Annotated in this window: 16 protein-coding genes and 1 riboswitch; all 16 genes read left to right on the plus strand. The window is 49.7% G+C overall.

Annotated elements, in window-relative coordinates; genetic code table 11:
* Positions 1-57: 57 nt before the first annotated feature.
* The 16 genes from pyk to QOR82_RS00350 all read left to right on the plus strand — a co-directional run bounded on the left by pyk (position 58) and on the right by QOR82_RS00350 (position 15117).
* Positions 58-1476 (plus strand): pyruvate kinase, encoded by a 1419-nt coding sequence (gene pyk / locus QOR82_RS00275; RefSeq protein ID WP_283582767.1) that lies wholly within the window; start codon positions 58-60, stop codon positions 1474-1476.
* A 142-nt stretch (positions 1477-1618) separates the two neighbouring features.
* Positions 1619-2497: a CvfB family protein gene (locus QOR82_RS00280; protein ID WP_283582768.1), complete on the plus strand. Its 879-nt coding sequence runs from the start codon at positions 1619-1621 to the stop codon at positions 2495-2497.
* On the plus strand, positions 2497-3411 hold the full coding sequence (gene xerD / locus QOR82_RS00285) for a site-specific tyrosine recombinase XerD (protein WP_283582769.1): 915 nt from the start codon (positions 2497-2499) through the stop codon (positions 3409-3411). Before QOR82_RS00280 ends, xerD begins: the two co-directional genes overlap by 1 nt.
* A gap of 13 nt (positions 3412-3424) precedes the next feature.
* Positions 3425-3784 carry a reductase gene (locus tag QOR82_RS00290; RefSeq protein ID WP_283582770.1) on the plus strand — a complete coding sequence of 120 codons (360 nt, stop codon included), beginning with the start codon at positions 3425-3427 and terminating at the stop codon, positions 3782-3784.
* Positions 3777-4559, plus strand: a complete 783-nt coding sequence (locus QOR82_RS00295) for a segregation and condensation protein A (RefSeq protein ID WP_283582771.1) — start codon at positions 3777-3779, stop codon at positions 4557-4559. Before QOR82_RS00290 ends, QOR82_RS00295 begins: the two co-directional genes overlap by 8 nt.
* Positions 4537-5130, plus strand: a complete 594-nt coding sequence (scpB, locus tag QOR82_RS00300; RefSeq protein WP_283582772.1) for an SMC-Scp complex subunit ScpB — start codon at positions 4537-4539, stop codon at positions 5128-5130. Before QOR82_RS00295 ends, scpB begins: the two co-directional genes overlap by 23 nt.
* Positions 5131-5137: 7 nt before the next feature.
* Positions 5138-5860, plus strand: coding sequence for a pseudouridine synthase (locus QOR82_RS00305; RefSeq protein WP_283582773.1), 723 nt, complete (start codon positions 5138-5140; stop codon positions 5858-5860).
* A 47-nt stretch (positions 5861-5907) separates the two neighbouring features.
* Positions 5908-6026, plus strand: a riboswitch (FMN riboswitch).
* A gap of 86 nt (positions 6027-6112) precedes the next feature.
* Positions 6113-6697, plus strand: a complete 585-nt coding sequence (locus QOR82_RS00310; RefSeq protein WP_283582774.1) for an ECF transporter S component — start codon at positions 6113-6115, stop codon at positions 6695-6697.
* Positions 6698-6766: 69 nt separating this feature from the next.
* Positions 6767-7804 (plus strand): helix-turn-helix domain-containing protein, encoded by a 1038-nt coding sequence (locus QOR82_RS00315; RefSeq protein WP_283582775.1) that lies wholly within the window; start codon positions 6767-6769, stop codon positions 7802-7804.
* Positions 7797-9233: a RecQ family ATP-dependent DNA helicase gene (locus QOR82_RS00320; RefSeq protein ID WP_283582776.1), complete on the plus strand. Its 1437-nt coding sequence runs from the start codon at positions 7797-7799 to the stop codon at positions 9231-9233. Before QOR82_RS00315 ends, QOR82_RS00320 begins: the two co-directional genes overlap by 8 nt.
* Before the next feature lie 69 nt (positions 9234-9302).
* The gene (locus tag QOR82_RS00325; RefSeq protein ID WP_283582777.1) at positions 9303-9881 is read left to right on the plus strand and encodes an SAG1386/EF1546 family surface-associated protein; all 579 of its coding nucleotides are present in this window, start codon (positions 9303-9305) and stop codon (positions 9879-9881) included.
* A 14-nt stretch (positions 9882-9895) separates the two neighbouring features.
* Complete coding sequence (gene cmk / locus QOR82_RS00330) at positions 9896-10573, plus strand: (d)CMP kinase (protein WP_283582778.1); 678 nt, start codon at positions 9896-9898, stop codon at positions 10571-10573.
* 79 nt (positions 10574-10652) lie between these two features.
* Positions 10653-11885: a 30S ribosomal protein S1 gene (gene rpsA, locus QOR82_RS00335; protein WP_283582779.1), complete on the plus strand. Its 1233-nt coding sequence runs from the start codon at positions 10653-10655 to the stop codon at positions 11883-11885.
* An 83-nt stretch (positions 11886-11968) separates the two neighbouring features.
* A complete protein-coding gene (der, locus tag QOR82_RS00340) occupies positions 11969-13282 on the plus strand; it encodes a ribosome biogenesis GTPase Der (RefSeq protein WP_283582780.1) in 1314 nt (437 codons plus the stop codon).
* A 214-nt stretch (positions 13283-13496) separates the two neighbouring features.
* A complete protein-coding gene (locus tag QOR82_RS00345; RefSeq protein WP_283582781.1) occupies positions 13497-13772 on the plus strand; it encodes an HU family DNA-binding protein in 276 nt (91 codons plus the stop codon).
* Between the two features lie 76 nt (positions 13773-13848).
* Entirely contained in the window at positions 13849-15117 is a 1269-nt protein-coding gene (locus tag QOR82_RS00350) for a tetratricopeptide repeat protein (protein ID WP_283582782.1), read from the plus strand.
* Positions 15118-15130 lie beyond the last annotated feature (13 nt).

Consider the following 15130-nt stretch of genomic DNA (forward strand, 5'->3'; position numbering starts at 1 on the left):
TGTTCGGTGATGAGCAATTACCGATTAACGTATCAACATAAAGGAGAGATGTCACTGATGAAGAAGACAAAGATTGTCAGCACACTGGGTCCTGCCAGCACTGATGTCGACACAATTGTGAAGTTAATTAACGCGGGTGCAAATATTTTCCGGTTTAATTTCTCACACGGTGATCATCCGGAACACTTAGGTCGGATGCAAAATGTTCACAAGGCTGAAAAAATCACCGGTAAGCGTGTCGGAATCATGCTGGATACCAAAGGTGCTGAAATCCGGACTACTGTTCAAAAGGACGGTAAGATTGAATTCCACACTGGCGATAAGTTGCGGATTTCGATGGATGATTCCCTGGAAGGGACCAAGGACAAGATCGCGGTTACCTATCCTGGTCTTTATGATGACACCCACGTCGGCGGTCACGTTCTAGTAGACGATGGTCTGCTTGACTTCAAGATTATCGAAAAAGACGATGCCAACAAAGAACTGGTAACGGTGGCCGAAAACGATGGAGTGATGGGTTCACGTAAGGGTGTCAACGCTCCTGGCGTTTCAATCAACCTGCCTGGGATCACCAAGAAGGACTCAGATGACATTCGCTTCGGTTGTGACAATGGGATCAACTACATTTCCGCTTCCTTTGTTCGGAAGCCGCAGGATGTCCTGGATATTCGGGCACTGCTTAAGGAAAAGAACATGGAAGATGTTCAAATCTTCCCAAAGATTGAATCTCAAGAAGGAATCAACAACTTTGACGAAATCATCAAGGTTTCTGATGGGCTGATGGTTGCGCGTGGTGACATGGGTGTTGAAATTCCAGCTGAAAACGTTCCGCTGGTTCAAAAGACCCTGATTCGCAAGTGCAACTTGTTAGGCAAGCCGGTTATTACGGCTACCCAAATGCTGGATTCGATGCAAGAGAACCCACGGCCAACTCGGGCTGAAGTTTCTGACGTTGCCAACTCGATCTTTGACGGGACTGACGCTACGATGCTGTCTGGTGAAAGTGCCAACGGGGACTACCCAGTTGAATCAGTTGCCACGATGAACCGGATTGACATTAAGGCTGAGGGTCGTCTGAAGGAATTCGGGACCGAAACCTTTGACTTTGACACTTCCAACGTCACCGAATCAATTGGTTCTGCGGTTAAGACTGCTGCTGACGAATTGAACATCCACACGATTGTTGCTGCGACGGCCAGCGGCTACACTGCCCGGATGATTTCTAAGTATCGTCCAGATGCTGATATCGTGGCGATGACCTTTACTGACCGGGTTGCACTTGGTCTGATGGTTAACTGGGGTGTTCAACCGATCGTAGTTGACAAGCCAGCTAACACTGACGAAATGTTTAAGCGGGCTGGTGAAGAAGCTGTTAAGCGCGGCTTTGCCAAAAAGGGTGACCAGATCATCGTCGTTGCCGGGGTTCCAGTTGGCACTCCAGGGACGACTAACACGATGCGGATTCAACGCGTCTAAATTGAATTTCGATCACAAATTTAGAACTGAGACTCGCTCTCAGTTCTTTTTTTATGGGCCAACTTGGTTTTTACTGGCGACGCGTGTAAAATAAAGTGATTGTAAAACAAAAGCGACAACAAGTTTTGCAGGAGGTAGGCAAATGAATCAGTCACTGGGGAAAGTGGTTTCGGCCGTGATGATCGACGAAAACGAACAGGACTATTTTGTTCAACCGGCTCGTAATGGGCAGACTTACCGGCTGCCAAAGGGAGAAAGCCCGCAGGTTTTGCACATTGGGGGTTCTGTCCGGGGCTTTGTTTACGAAAATGAAAAGCATCAACTTCAGATGACCTGCCAGCATATTCCCACGGTGCAAGTGGATCACTATGACTTTGGTCACGTGGTCCGGGTTCGCCGGGATCTGGGGGTCTTCGTCGACATTGGCCTGCCCAATAAGGACATCGTGGTGTCCAAGGATGATCTGCCGGCACAGAAGGAATTGTGGCCCCAAGTAGATGATCGGCTGATGATTGCCCTGAAAGTAGACCGCAAGGATCGGCTATGGGGTCAATTGGCTGACGAAGACCTCTTTATGACGATTGCCAAAAAGCCGGATCGTCATTTGATGAACCACAATGTCAAGGGCACCGTGATTCGGTTGAAGATCACTGGCACCCACATCCTGACTGACGATTATCAGCTGGGTTTCGTCCACCCGAGTGAACGCGACCGTGAACCGCGACTGGGTGAGCACGTTTCTGGGCGAGTAATCGGCCTGTCAGCGCACGGCAGCTTGAACCTGTCCCTGAAGCCACGGGCCTATGAGGCCATCGGTGATGATGCGCAGATGCTGTTGGTGATGCTGCAACATAACGTCAACGCTGAGCTGCCTTTTACCGATAAGAGCGATCCTGCTGCCATCCGGCAGGAGTTTGGCATTAGCAAGGGACAGTTTAAACGGGCGGTCGGTCACCTGATGAAGGCCGGCTTGGTTAAAGAAGAGGACGGCATGCTAAAGCTGCTTCAAGCTGGTGACTAATGGTGAACGGTCATCAAGAGCAAGCATATCAGGAATTAATTCAAGACTTTGTCGACTACCTCCGGGCCGAGCGCGGTCTGGCCGACAACACCCGGCTGGCTTATCAGAGCGATTTGAAGCTAGCAGCCCATTTTTTTGCTCAGCGCGGCCTGCAAAATTGGCAAGCAGTGGATCGTTTTGCGGTTCTATCACTCCTGGCTCATTTGCAAAATCAAGGGCGGGCGCGACACAGTCTGAGCCGGTTAGTGAGTTCTCTACGCCAGTTTTATGCCTACCTTAATCGGCGACATTTGCTTGCGACGGATCCACTGGAATTGGTGACCCTACCGAAGAGCCAGCGCCAATTGCCGGCCGTGTTGACGGAAGCGGAAGTGGGGCAATTGCTGGCGGTGCCGAAGACCGACCAAAAGCTGGGCCTACGCGACCGGGCAATGTGGGAAGTGATGTACGCGACGGGCTTGCGAGTTAGCGAGCTGGTTAATTTAAGCCTTAATGAACTCCATTTGGAAGTCGGCTTGATACAACCCCGCGGCAAGGGTGATCGCGAGCGGATCATTCCGATCGGCCAAGTCGCCATCGATTGGCTGCAACGTTATCTTAAAGAGGTCCGTCCTCAGTTGCTGAAGAAACAACGATCGCCTTATGTCTTTTTAAATGCGCATGGCCGGCAGTTGACCCGGCAAGGTGTTTGGAAAAACCTAAAAGCTGCGGTGCAAGCTGCCGGGATTGATAAGCCGGTGACTCCTCATACTCTGCGCCACAGCTTTGCCACGCACTTATTGGAACATGGTGCCGATCTGCGGGTGGTTCAGGAATTACTCGGTCATGCCGACATTACGACGACGCAAATTTATACCCATGTGTCCCGTCAGCACTTGGCGGCCGTTTATAATCGTTATCATCCGCGGGCCTAGAAAGGTTGATACAATGCTAAAATCATACCGAAAAGACTACCAGAAAATTGTTATGGGAATCCTGTCCTTTGTCCCCCAGTTGCATGATGTGGAACGGGTCCGTGACGAGATAGCATGGTCACTGCAGCAGGGCTACCACATCTACTTATGGCACAACGCTGATGAGGATCACTTTACCGGCGTAGCGATTATCCAGGAAGGCGATAACTACGTCCTGGTGCGCTGGCTTTCCTTTACTCCGAGCGAGCGGAGCGGCCGTAATGTCTACGGAATGCTGACGGCGATTGCCCAGTTGTTTCCCCGCAAGCGGGTCATGGGGACCTTTAATACCCAACCGTTGATTACCAATTGGGAGCGCGAAACTGATGAATGAAGCAGCGATTAACCAGCACCCCTATCAGCCAACTTTGAAACTGGGGGACTTTGAAGGGCCGCTGGACCTTCTCTTGCATTTAATTCGGGAAAACCAGATGCAGATTAGTGACATTCAAATTGAGCCAATTACTTCCCAGTACATGGCCTACTTAAAGAAAATGAAGAAGCACCGTTTGCAGATTGCTGGCGATTATTTTGTGATGGCAGCGACTTTGATGCGGATCAAGAGCGCGATGCTTCTCCCCAAGGCCCCGGTTGAGGTGGCGGATGACCAAGAAGAAGCCGATCCGCGGGCGGCGCTGGTGGAAAGTCTGATGGAATACCAGCGCTATAAAAAAGCGGCGGGCAAGCTCAAGGACAAGGAGCATTTGCGAGCGCGGGAGTACACTCGGGAAGCGATGACGGTGCCGGCGGGAATGGTCAGTGCTCATGTTGCACCGGGAGTGACGGTCGACCAGTTGAAAGCTGCCTTTGCTGACGTCCTCAAACGCCACGTCAGCGAGGAACCGCTACGGGGGACGGTCCAGGCCGAGAAGATCACGGTCGCTGAGCGACTGCTTTTTGTTCGCCAGCGCCTAGCCGACGGCCCCATGCGCTTTATCGATTTGTTCAGCGATCAGGCTTCACGGGAAAACCTGGTGACTACTTTTTTAGCAATTCTCGATTTGGGAAAAGATGGTCAGGTGAAAATCTCGCAAGCCGGTCTTTTTGCGCCGCTGATTGTGGAATTAACGAAGAAGGGAACCCAAAATGACGAATCTAGCGCAAATTGAAGCGTTGCTGTTTATCAGCGGGGATCAGGGAATCAGCCTGGGTGATTTAAGCCGGGTGACGGGCTTTATGAAGCCGGCCGTCCTGGAAATCTTGCAGCAGTTGGCTGACAAGTACGCCCAGGATCCGGATTGCGCCCTGGTTTTGCTGAACGCCGGCCAAACTTACCGGCTGGCGACAAAGCCCGACTTGGCGCCACTCATGAAACACTACTTTGAAGTGCCGTTGACGGTGCCATTGACCAACGCTCTGCTGGAAGTCTTGGCGATTGTCGCTTATAAGCAGCCACTGACCCGCATTGAAATTGACGATATCCGGGGCGTGCAGAGTTCTGGTTCCTTGCAGAAATTGACGGTCCGGGGACTCGTGAAAACGGCTGGTCGGCTGGATGCTCCGGGGCGGCCCTTCCAGTACGTCACGACGGACAAGTTTTTGGACTACTTTGGCCTCCAGTCGCTGGCGGACTTACCGCCGTTGAGCAAGGAAGAACTGCCTGATAACCTGGCCGACTACGATAGTGATATTTTCTTGCAGGCCTTGAAGCGCCGGCAAAAACAACAAAAAGGGGACTGACAAGTTGATGAAAAAGGAACGATTACAAAAGGTGATGGCTGAGGCCGGGATCGCCTCCCGCCGCCAATCCGAAAAGATCATCGCGGCCGGCCGCGTCCAGGTCAACGGTCAGGTGGTGCGCCAGCAAGGCGTCAAGGTTGGCACTAGTGACGAAATCAGGGTTGACGGGGTGCCAATTGAAAAGGAACAGGCCGAGTACTATCTGCTCGACAAGCCACGCGGGGTGATTTCTTCGGCTCACGATGACAAGGGTCGGCGGACGGTCGTAGATATTTTGCAAGAAGCCGGGGTTAGCGCGCGGATCTATCCGATCGGACGCTTGGATTACGACACGACGGGAGCGCTTTTGCTGACGAACGATGGGGCCCTCGCCAATAAGCTGATGCACCCGCGCTTTGAGGTCGATAAGACTTACGTGGCCAAATTGAAGGGCATCATTTCCAACGAGGAAATGAAAACCATTCGTCAGGGAGTGGAAATTGACGGCCACCGGACCCAGGAGACGCACCCGCGCCTTGAAGCAGTCGATCACGATAAGCATACCTGTATCGTGCGGCTGACAATTCACGAAGGCCACTACCACGAAGTGAAGCGCATCTTTGCGGCTGTCGGGCACCCGGTGCTCAAGCTGCATCGGGAGCAATACGCCTTTTTGAATTTGCACGGCCTGACCCCGGGCCAGTTTCGCAAGTTGCGGACGGCAGAAGTAGACGCGCTTCGGCAACTCTAGCTACTATGAGTTGAGTGTGTTATAATAAATTTGTAAATTTAAATTAGGATTATCTTCAAGGCAGGGTGCAATTCCCGACCGGCGGTGATAGCCCGCAACCCGCATTCGCGGTTGATTCGGTGAAATTCCGATGCCGACAGTACAGTCTGGTATGCAGAAGATTTTGTTTTAAACGAAACCCGAAAAGTCGCTGAAGATATTTCCAGCGGCTTTTTTCGTTTGACTTGAAGATAACCTCACTGAGGAGGTTATATGATGGACAGTAAAAATGTTCGGATTAAGCGTTTGGCAATGTTGGCTTGTTTGGGTGCACTCGGATTTATCCTGATGCTCTTCGAGTTTCCGGTGATTCCAATTGCCCCTTATCTCAAGGTTGATTTTTCCGATGTACCGGTTCTACTCGGAACACTGATGTACGGACCCGCGATGGGAATTGGCGTCGCGGCAGTCAAAGCCATTTTGCACGCGGTGATTTACGGGTTATCGCTTGGCACTTTATTAGGGAGTGGCAGTGATTTCCTTGCAGCACTGGCAATGCTGATTCCGTTTGCCCTGGTAATCAAGAGGACTGGGAGTGTTGATGCTAAACAAATGGCTAAAGGGCTGGCGTGGGGAACAATTATGATGACAATTGTGATGGCGTTGCTCAACTTGTTCGTGTTGACGCCACTCTATATGGCAATTTGGTCTTGGAAACCGACACTGCCGATTCCGCAACTAGTTTTGTTTGGGGTTGTTCCCTTCAACTTACTAAAGGGAATCATCGTCGGCACGGTCTTTGTTATCCTGGCGGTTCATTTGCCGGCCCGGATTACCCAGAAATTTAAATTAAAGTAGGGAGCTGACATGGCGGTTATTCGCCATGTCTTTTATAATATAGACATTGTGAAGAGGGGGTGACTGGGAATGGATTACTTGTTGACACTTTTTGATGAGCAGCCACGTCATTATCGCGTTATCGAAGGGATTTTGCACGGGCGGCGAACAGTTGCAACTCTGTTCTGGGGCCAACAATATGGGCTTTTGGACTGGTTCAAAGCAATGCCACAATTGTCACGGGATGATTTTGACCAGTTGCTCCAAAGTTACGCGATCCACAGCTTACTTTTGGTTGATGTTGAGCATTCGACTGCACGTTTGACCGCGAAAGGAATACAAAGGGTTCGCAAAATCAGAGGGCAATTTTACCAGCCCCGGTTAGGAAAGTGGGCATGGGCAGGCGAAAATTCTGCCCTCCCGGTTCGGCTGTGGCTAGCAGTACAGGCATTGAGTCAGCTTGGTCATGGTGTCAGGCGTTACGTTCCTGTAACAAGTTCACCGGCTGAGTTGGCTTGTGTTCGGCAGTGGTTGCGGCAGCCTTTTCAGCAACTGCGCAAGACCAGTTATGAGGAACTGCAAAGCTGGGCTCATGATCTGGCACAAGTTGATTTGCGGTTAGCGACGCTTTTCATCTACCAGTTTCCCGGCTATCACCAGGCCGGTTGGACTCAGTTGACGGCGGCTAAAAATTTGCAGCTGGAGAGCGAAGAATTACGATTGATGATTCGTGACCTGTGGATTGGCATTGGTCTGCACGTCCTTCAAGAACGCGGGCCCCTAGCTGATCTATGCCGGCCGCTCGTTAAAAAGTCACCGCTGAACCAGACAACCCAACAGACCCTCGATTACTTCCGAACGGGGATGGCGGTGAAAGCTATTGCTGCTCGTCGTCATTTGAAAGTGTCGACTATTCGTGAACATTTGTTGCAGGCCGCAATTTTGCTGCCGGATAGTGTCAACTTGCGTCGTCTTTTGGGTGACCAAACGCTTGCCCAACTAAGACAACGCTACCACGGGACGATAAACGACTGGCAATTTCAAGTCCCGACCGGCGAAGACAAAGCGACGGCATTCTTCGAATTTCGGGCGTACCAGATTTTAAAGAGTGAGGAAGAGCATGGTTAATGACGCAAAACTTCTGGCAACATTGCGACAGCATTTCGGTTTTAATGCTTTTCGTCCAGGACAGTTAGCTACTTTGCGATCGATTATGGCCCAACAGGATACGCTGGCTATTTTACCGACGGGGGCGGGGAAAACGCTGCTTTACCAGCTACCCGCTTACCTGCTGAAGGGAACAATTATCGTTGTCTCACCCTTGCTCTCGTTGATGCAGGACCAGGAAAACCGTCTCCGCCTTCGCGGAGAAAAACGGGTCGTCGTTTTAAGCTCGTTGTTGACGATGAGTGAGCGGATCCATGTACTTACCCACTTGAATTCCTATCACTATATCTTTGTTTCTCCTGAAATGCTTGCTCGGCAGGATGTGGAAGAGGGCTTAGCCCGGATGAAGCTAGCTTTGCTGGTGATTGATGAAGCCCACTGTATTTCCCAGTGGGGACCGGATTTTCGCCCGGAATATTTGCTCCTAGGTCGGGTGATTAGAAGTTTGGGTCATCCAACGACTTTGATGCTGACAGCGACCGCTTCCCGGCGGGTTGCTGATGATATCTGCCAAAAATTATCTCTAACGCATGTGACCCGGGTGGTGCGTTCTATTGACCGGCCGAATATCTTCCTGGCGGTAGAACAGTGTGATTCTCAAGACGAAAAGCAGGGCCAATTGCTGCGCTTGGTTAAAAAGTTTGACCGGAGTGGGGTGATTTATTTTTCCAGCCGCAAAATAGCCAGTGAGGTAGCCAATTTCCTGGCCAATCAAACAAAGCTCCGGGTGGCGGCTTACCATGCCGGCGTTGCTTCGATTGATCGTTACCGAATTCAACAGCAATTCATGCAGGAGAAACTCGACGTCATTTGTGCGACCAGCGCCTTTGGGATGGGAATTGATAAAAACAATATTCGCTACGTGATTCATTATCATTTTCCGCCCTCTCTAACCAGCTATGTGCAGGAAATTGGCCGGGCCGGTAGAGACGGGAAGCAGTCTGCGGCGGTTTTGTTGTACAGCCCGGGGGATGAGCAGCTGGCACTGAATTTAAAAGCGGTCGAATTACCGTCGGTGGCGATGATGAATGCTTACCGCAAGCACCAGGTAGCGGCTAATGCGCTGGGCCGTAACGCTACCATCCTTACTTTTTATTTGGACCACGGCTGGCAGCCTGAACGGATCGTGGCTTATTTTCAACAGCGCTGGCAGCTTGCCCAAAGGCAGGTGCAAGAGATGCTGGCTTATATCCGCACTGGCCAGTGTAAGCGAGAATTTATGCTGACTGCTTTTGGGGAGCCGGGGAAAAAGCAGCCTGTCAATTGGTGCTGTTCGGCGGATCAAAAGGCCTGGCAAGAGGACCTGGTTTTGCCCGTCATTCAGCCGACGCGCTTCCCGGTGGAGAATGACTTCGATTGGCAAAAACGGTTGCGGCAACTCTTTTTTTAGGAGAGTGGACAGTCGCTATTTAAGTGCGCTACAATTTAATTTAAATGTCTTCAGAGGAGGAATGAATTGATGAGCGAACGACGCGAAGACCAGCACCGTGATGGTGATAAGCTGTGGGATAAAACGTTCACCGATGATCCTGATATCGGTTCTGATGGTCATCTATCACGCACTGAGCACCGTAAACGAGATTCGCATAATTCGATGATTACGACCATACTCGTTTTGTTTATTATTATTTTGGCAGCTGCCCCGGTAGTTTTCTGGGTCCACCACCAACAGTCTTTTAACCACCCGGTCCGGACAGAAAAGGTGGCCAAGGCTAAAAACAGCTCGAGTTCGGCGAGTAAACGCCAGCATCATTCTCAAAGTCAGTCGGCAAAGCCCAATCATCATCGTCAAGCTAAGCAAAGCAGTTCAAGCCTAAGCTCGACCAATGGTCAGGCAGAAAGCAACAGTGGCAGTAGCGCCAATAGTTCGGTCAGTTCATCGAGCAAGTCCGGTGGCCAGTACACGACTGTTGAAGCCGGGCAGGGCATCTACCGGGTCGCTGTTAACAACGGCTTAACGGTTCAAGAATTAGCACGATTGAATAACATTTCACCCTCAACGCCGCTCCATCCAGGTCAACGTCTGCGGGTCAAGTAAAGGAGTTTTTAATTTTGGTAAAAAAAATCCAAGTTGCTATCGACGGTCCGGCCTCTTCCGGGAAAAGTACCGTTGCAAAGTTGTTGGCAAAGCGGTTTAATTACGTCTATTGTGACACGGGAGCGATGTATCGTTCAGTAACTCTGACGGCGCTGCGGCGTCATGTCGACCTCAGTGATCAAGATGCTGTAATTGAAATTGCTAAGGAGATTTCAATTACTTTCCAACCCGCCGAGGACAATCAGCGGGTGTTTGTCGATGGGCAGGAAGTGACCCGGGATATCCGAAGTGGGGAAGTCAGTGCTAATGTTTCAGCGGTGGCGGCGATTCCGGCTGTTCGAGCTCAAATGACAAATCAGCAACGACAAATTGCTTGCCACGGTGGCATTGTGATGGACGGTCGTGATATTGGGACGACGGTTCTGCCGGATGCTGAAGTGAAGATCTTTCTGGTTGCAAGCGCTCATGAACGGGCAGCCCGGCGCTACAAAGAAAATGTGGCCAAAGGTATCCCGACAGCCAGTCTTGCGGAAATTGAAAAAGCAATTCAGTTGCGTGACCAGAAGGATTCCACGAGAGCGGTTTCGCCATTGCGGCAGGCTGCCGACGCAATCCGCATTGATACGACCAAAATGTCAATCGACGAGGTTTGCGATTCAATTGTTCGAATTATCAAAAAAGCTTTGGCTTAAATTGAATTTATTGTTGGCAATAAATACTTTTTTCTGGTAGACTATGAGTCAGAGTTGTGTTGCAAGGAGGATTTTTTTAATGGCTGAAAACGAAAACAAAGACGCAATGTTAAAAGCTCTTGACAGCATCAAGACCATCAAGGTTGGGGATGTTGTTAAAGGAAAGGTACTGCAGATTGATGACGATCGCCAAGTTATCGTTGGCATTGAAGATGCAGGTGTTGAAGGGGTTGTTCCTGCTAAGGAACTGTCAACTACGCCTGTTGAAGACGTCAATGCAGCGGTTAAGAAGGGTGATGAATTGGACCTTGTTGTTATCGCCAAGATTGGCAGTGACAAGGAAAATGGCAGTTACCTGCTTTCACACCGGCGTTTAGAAGCTCGCAAGGTATGGGATGATATTCAAGCGAAGTTCGATGCTGGCGAGCACATCACTGCTAAAGTAACCCAGGCAGTTAAGGGTGGCTTAGTTGTCGACGCAGGTGTTCGTGGCTTTGTTCCAGCCTCAATGATTACTGATCATTATGTGGAAGACCTGAACCAATTCAAGGGTCAGGAACTGGAATTCCAAATCGTTGAAATTGAACCTAGTGAGAACCGTCTGATTCTTTCCCACAAGGAAATCGTTCAAGCTCAGCATGAAGCTGCTGCGAAGAAGATTTTTGCTGAATTGAAGCAGGGTGACGTTGTTGAAGGCACTGTTGCCCGGATGACTAACTTCGGTGCATTTATCGACCTTGGTGGGGTCGATGGCCTTTGCCACGTTTCTGAAATTTCTTACGAACATGTTGACAAGCCATCAGATGTATTGAAGTCTGGCCAAAAGGTTAAGGTTAAGGTTCTGAACGTTGACCCAGATCGTCAACGGATTTCCCTGTCTATCAAGCAGACCCTGCCAGGCCCTTGGGACGACATCGAAGACAAGGCACCGGTTGGCAGTGTCCTGACCGGGACGGTTCGTCGTCTGACGAGCTTTGGGGCCTTCGTTGAAGTCTTCCCTGGCGTTGAAGGTCTGGTTCACATTTCACAGATTTCACACAAGCACATTGCTACCCCAGCTGATGTTTTGAAGCCGGGCGAAGAAATCAAGGTCAAGGTCCTGAACGTTGATCCTGAACGGCAACGTCTTGGTTTGTCAATCAAGGCCCTGCAAGAAAAGCCTGCTGACGCTGATGACAACAATAACAACCAACGTGGTGGTAACCGTCGTCCTCGTCGTCGTAGCAACTTTGCTTCCAATGCTCCAGAAGAAGAAAGTGGCTTTACCCTTGGTGACCTGATCGGTGACAAGCTGAAGAAGGCTGGCAAGTAAGTTAACATTGCTGTAATTTCAGCGAATTGAGGATGCGGTTATCTGGCTGCATCCTCTTTGTTTTTCCGAAAGGAGGCATTACAATGGCAACACCAATTGTCGCTGTCGTTGGGCGGCCCAACGTCGGCAAGTCAACACTTTTTAACCGTATTGCAGGCGAACGGATCTCAATTGTTGAAGATACGCCTGGTGTTACCCGGGATCGCATTTATACTCATGCTGAATGGTTAGGTAAGCAATTTCGCATGATCGATACTGGCGGAATTGAGATGTCGGACCAGCCGATGCTAACCCAGATTCGTCAACAAGCTCAGGTTGCGATTGATGAAGCTGATGTGATCGTAATGGTGGTTGACATCAACAGTGGCGTGACCGATGCGGATGAACAAGTTGCGCGGATTTTATATCGGTCGCACAAACCAATTGTCCTGGCTGTTAACAAAGTTGACAATCAGGAGCGGCGAGCTGAAGTTTATGATTTTTATTCACTTGGTCTTGGTGAACCCTACCCAGTATCCAGTGTCCACGGGGTTGGACTCGGAGACTTGTTGGATGCGGTTGTGAAGGTCTTTCCTGAAGATAGCGATAGTGTAGAAGATCATTCGATTCGCTTTTCGCTTATCGGACGACCGAATGTCGGCAAATCTTCTCTGGTCAATGCGATGCTTGGTGAAAACCGGGTGATCGTTTCTGATCTGGCTGGGACTACCCGTGATTCGATCAATACCCAGTTTACTGATAAACAGGGTCGGCAGTTCACCATGGTCGACACGGCTGGGATTAAGAAAAAGGGCAAGTTGTACGAAAACACAGAACGCTATGCCCTGATGCGGGCGATGCGTTCGATCGATGAATCTGATGTTGTCCTCGTTGTTTTAAACGCCGAAGAGGGGATTCGGGAACTTGATAAGCACGTGGCAGGTTACGCCCATGATGCTGGTCGGGGAGTGATTATCGTTGTTAATAAGTGGGACCTCATTAAAAACCACAATCAGGCGACGATGACCGACTTTACCAACCTGATCCGCTCTCAGTTCCAGTATTTGTCCTATGCGCCGATTATTTTTGTTTCTGCCAAAACGAAACAGCGTTTGAATCAACTGCCTGAACTGATCGCGGAGGTCGAAGAACATCATCAGCGGCGGGTGAAGTCCAGTGTTCTCAACGATGTATTGGTTGACGCGCAGGCGGCTAACCCGACCCCGTTGGTCAATGGTCAACGTTTGCGAATCTACTACATGACGCAAGTTGCAACTGCCCCACCGACCTTCGTATGTTTTGTCAATGATCCTGATTTGATGCATTTTTCATATCAACGTTACCTGGAAAATCGGATTCGGGCTGCCTTTGATTTCACCGGAACGCCGATTAAGGTAATCAGTCGAAAACGACAATGATTAAAGTAACAATTTGTTAATTTTACCTTGGCTTTTGCTTCAGGTAAAAAAAGCAAAAAAACGCTTAGAACCGCTTGCGGTTAGCGGTTCATTATGGTAACGTAAAAAACGAAATGATACGACTTTTCGTTATTATTTCGTTAATTTTGGACCACTCAAAATTAACTGAGCACTGCCGTAATCTACGGTTACGGCTTCTGGGAGGTGAATTCTAATGGCAAACAAGGCAGAACTGGTCAACGACGTTGCAGCTGCAACTGGCTTGACGAAGAAGGATGCAACTGCTGCAGTTGATGCAGTATTTAGCTCAATCCAGGCTTCACTTGCCAAGGGTGAAAAGGTACAACTCATCGGCTTCGGTAACTTTGAAGTACGTCACCGTGCCGCCCGTAAGGGTCGTAACCCACAAACTGGTAAGGAAATCCAGATTCCTGCAAGCAAGGTTCCGGCATTTAAGCCAGGCAAGGCTTTGAAGGATGCCGTTAAGTAATTTTTAACGACAAAACGACGGTGGTCATTGTGACCGCCGTTTTTTGCTTATTCTGAACTGAAAGGAACGTGTGTCCATGAGTTACTCCAAACGAATGCTAGATCAGCTGGAAAAGGGCCAACTAAAAGAAGCTAAGAAGAGTTTCATCTGGGCTTTGCGCAAAGATGATGATGAAACCTTGTATAACCTCGCAGAAGAATTATACGGATTGGGCTTTAACAAGCGTGCTCAGCGGATTTATGAAAAGCTTCTTCAGTCCTATCCTGATGATGACGACTTAAAGGCAAATCTCGCCGAAATTGCCATCGATGATGATGATAATGACCGGGCTTTGAATTATCTCACTTCAATTCGCCCTGATTCTGATAATTATCTTCAATCACTGCTTGTTGCGGCCGATCTTTACCAAACAGAGGGTGAATTGGAAGTTAGTGAAAGCAAATTGCAAGAAGCTTACCGTCTTGCTCCGGACGAACCAGCAGTCTTGTTTGCCAATGCGGAGCTTTACTATCTGATGGGCAATTTTGAGCGAGCAATTCCGTATTATTTTGCCCTCATTCAAAAGGGTTATACCGAATTTGCTAAAGTGGATCTTGCCGGACGCCTGGGAATGTCTTATGCCCAAAGTGGGCATTATGAGCAAGCTCTCGGCTATTTTAAACAAGTGGCACCGATCAAGCAAAATTCTGATCTTCGTTTTCAAATGGGCATGACTCAATTACACCTTAAAGACTACCAGGCGGCTGAAGACAGTCTCAATGCCCTCATTGAAAGCGAACCTGACTATGCTTCCGCTTATCCCCAATTGGCAGCGGCTCTTGAAGGACAAGCCAAGGATGACGAGGCCCTCAAAGTCATGCAAGAGGGTTTAGGGGTTGATCAATATAATGAACAGCTTTTTATGATGGCTGGTCAGTTAGCAGATCGTCTTGGGCATCCAGATTTGGCGAGTCAATACCTGATCAAGGCTCACCAGCTCAATCCTGATAGCATTACGATCACACTGGCACTGAGTCAGCATCTTTTGCTGCAGGGACGCCATCGGGATAATCTAGATTTGCTGCTGCCGTTGATCAATCAGGACGAAGTTGATCCACAGGTCGAATGGAACTTAGCGCGCTCATACCAAGCGATGGATCAAGATGATCAGGCCGGCAAATTCTACCAAGCGGCTGCCCTGGCTTTAAAAGATGATTCACAGTTCCTGCACGATTACGCCGACTGGGCCCGGCAAAGCGGGGACCCTGCTACTGAAAAAGGGATCCTCAAGCACTACGTCAAGCTGGTGCCGACAGATACAGAGATGTTGCAGCGTTTTGATGAATTGACAGACGAAGGATTTTAGGAAGGTTAACTGC

Origin of the sequence: Limosilactobacillus difficilis, from assembly GCF_947387495.1 — a bacterium.
Classification (GTDB): domain Bacteria; phylum Bacillota; class Bacilli; order Lactobacillales; family Lactobacillaceae; genus Limosilactobacillus; species Limosilactobacillus difficilis.

Coding starts and splice junctions, on each gene's coding strand:
- pyk (WP_283582767.1), top strand. CDS start 58: ATGAAGAAGACAAAGATTGTCAGCACACTGGGTCCTGCCAGCACTGAT.
- QOR82_RS00280 (WP_283582768.1), top strand. CDS start 1,619: ATGAATCAGTCACTGGGGAAAGTGGTTTCGGCCGTGATGATCGACGAA.
- xerD (WP_283582769.1), top strand. CDS start 2,497: ATGGTGAACGGTCATCAAGAGCAAGCATATCAGGAATTAATTCAAGAC.
- QOR82_RS00290 (WP_283582770.1), top strand. CDS start 3,425: ATGCTAAAATCATACCGAAAAGACTACCAGAAAATTGTTATGGGAATC.
- QOR82_RS00295 (WP_283582771.1), top strand. CDS start 3,777: ATGAATGAAGCAGCGATTAACCAGCACCCCTATCAGCCAACTTTGAAA.
- scpB (WP_283582772.1), top strand. CDS start 4,537: ATGACGAATCTAGCGCAAATTGAAGCGTTGCTGTTTATCAGCGGGGAT.
- QOR82_RS00305 (WP_283582773.1), top strand. CDS start 5,138: ATGAAAAAGGAACGATTACAAAAGGTGATGGCTGAGGCCGGGATCGCC.
- QOR82_RS00310 (WP_283582774.1), top strand. CDS start 6,113: ATGATGGACAGTAAAAATGTTCGGATTAAGCGTTTGGCAATGTTGGCT.
- QOR82_RS00315 (WP_283582775.1), top strand. CDS start 6,767: ATGGATTACTTGTTGACACTTTTTGATGAGCAGCCACGTCATTATCGC.
- QOR82_RS00320 (WP_283582776.1), top strand. CDS start 7,797: ATGGTTAATGACGCAAAACTTCTGGCAACATTGCGACAGCATTTCGGT.
- QOR82_RS00325 (WP_283582777.1), top strand. CDS start 9,303: ATGAGCGAACGACGCGAAGACCAGCACCGTGATGGTGATAAGCTGTGG.
- rpsA (WP_283582779.1), top strand. CDS start 10,653: ATGGCTGAAAACGAAAACAAAGACGCAATGTTAAAAGCTCTTGACAGC.
- der (WP_283582780.1), top strand. CDS start 11,969: ATGGCAACACCAATTGTCGCTGTCGTTGGGCGGCCCAACGTCGGCAAG.
- QOR82_RS00345 (WP_283582781.1), top strand. CDS start 13,497: ATGGCAAACAAGGCAGAACTGGTCAACGACGTTGCAGCTGCAACTGGC.
- QOR82_RS00350 (WP_283582782.1), top strand. CDS start 13,849: ATGAGTTACTCCAAACGAATGCTAGATCAGCTGGAAAAGGGCCAACTA.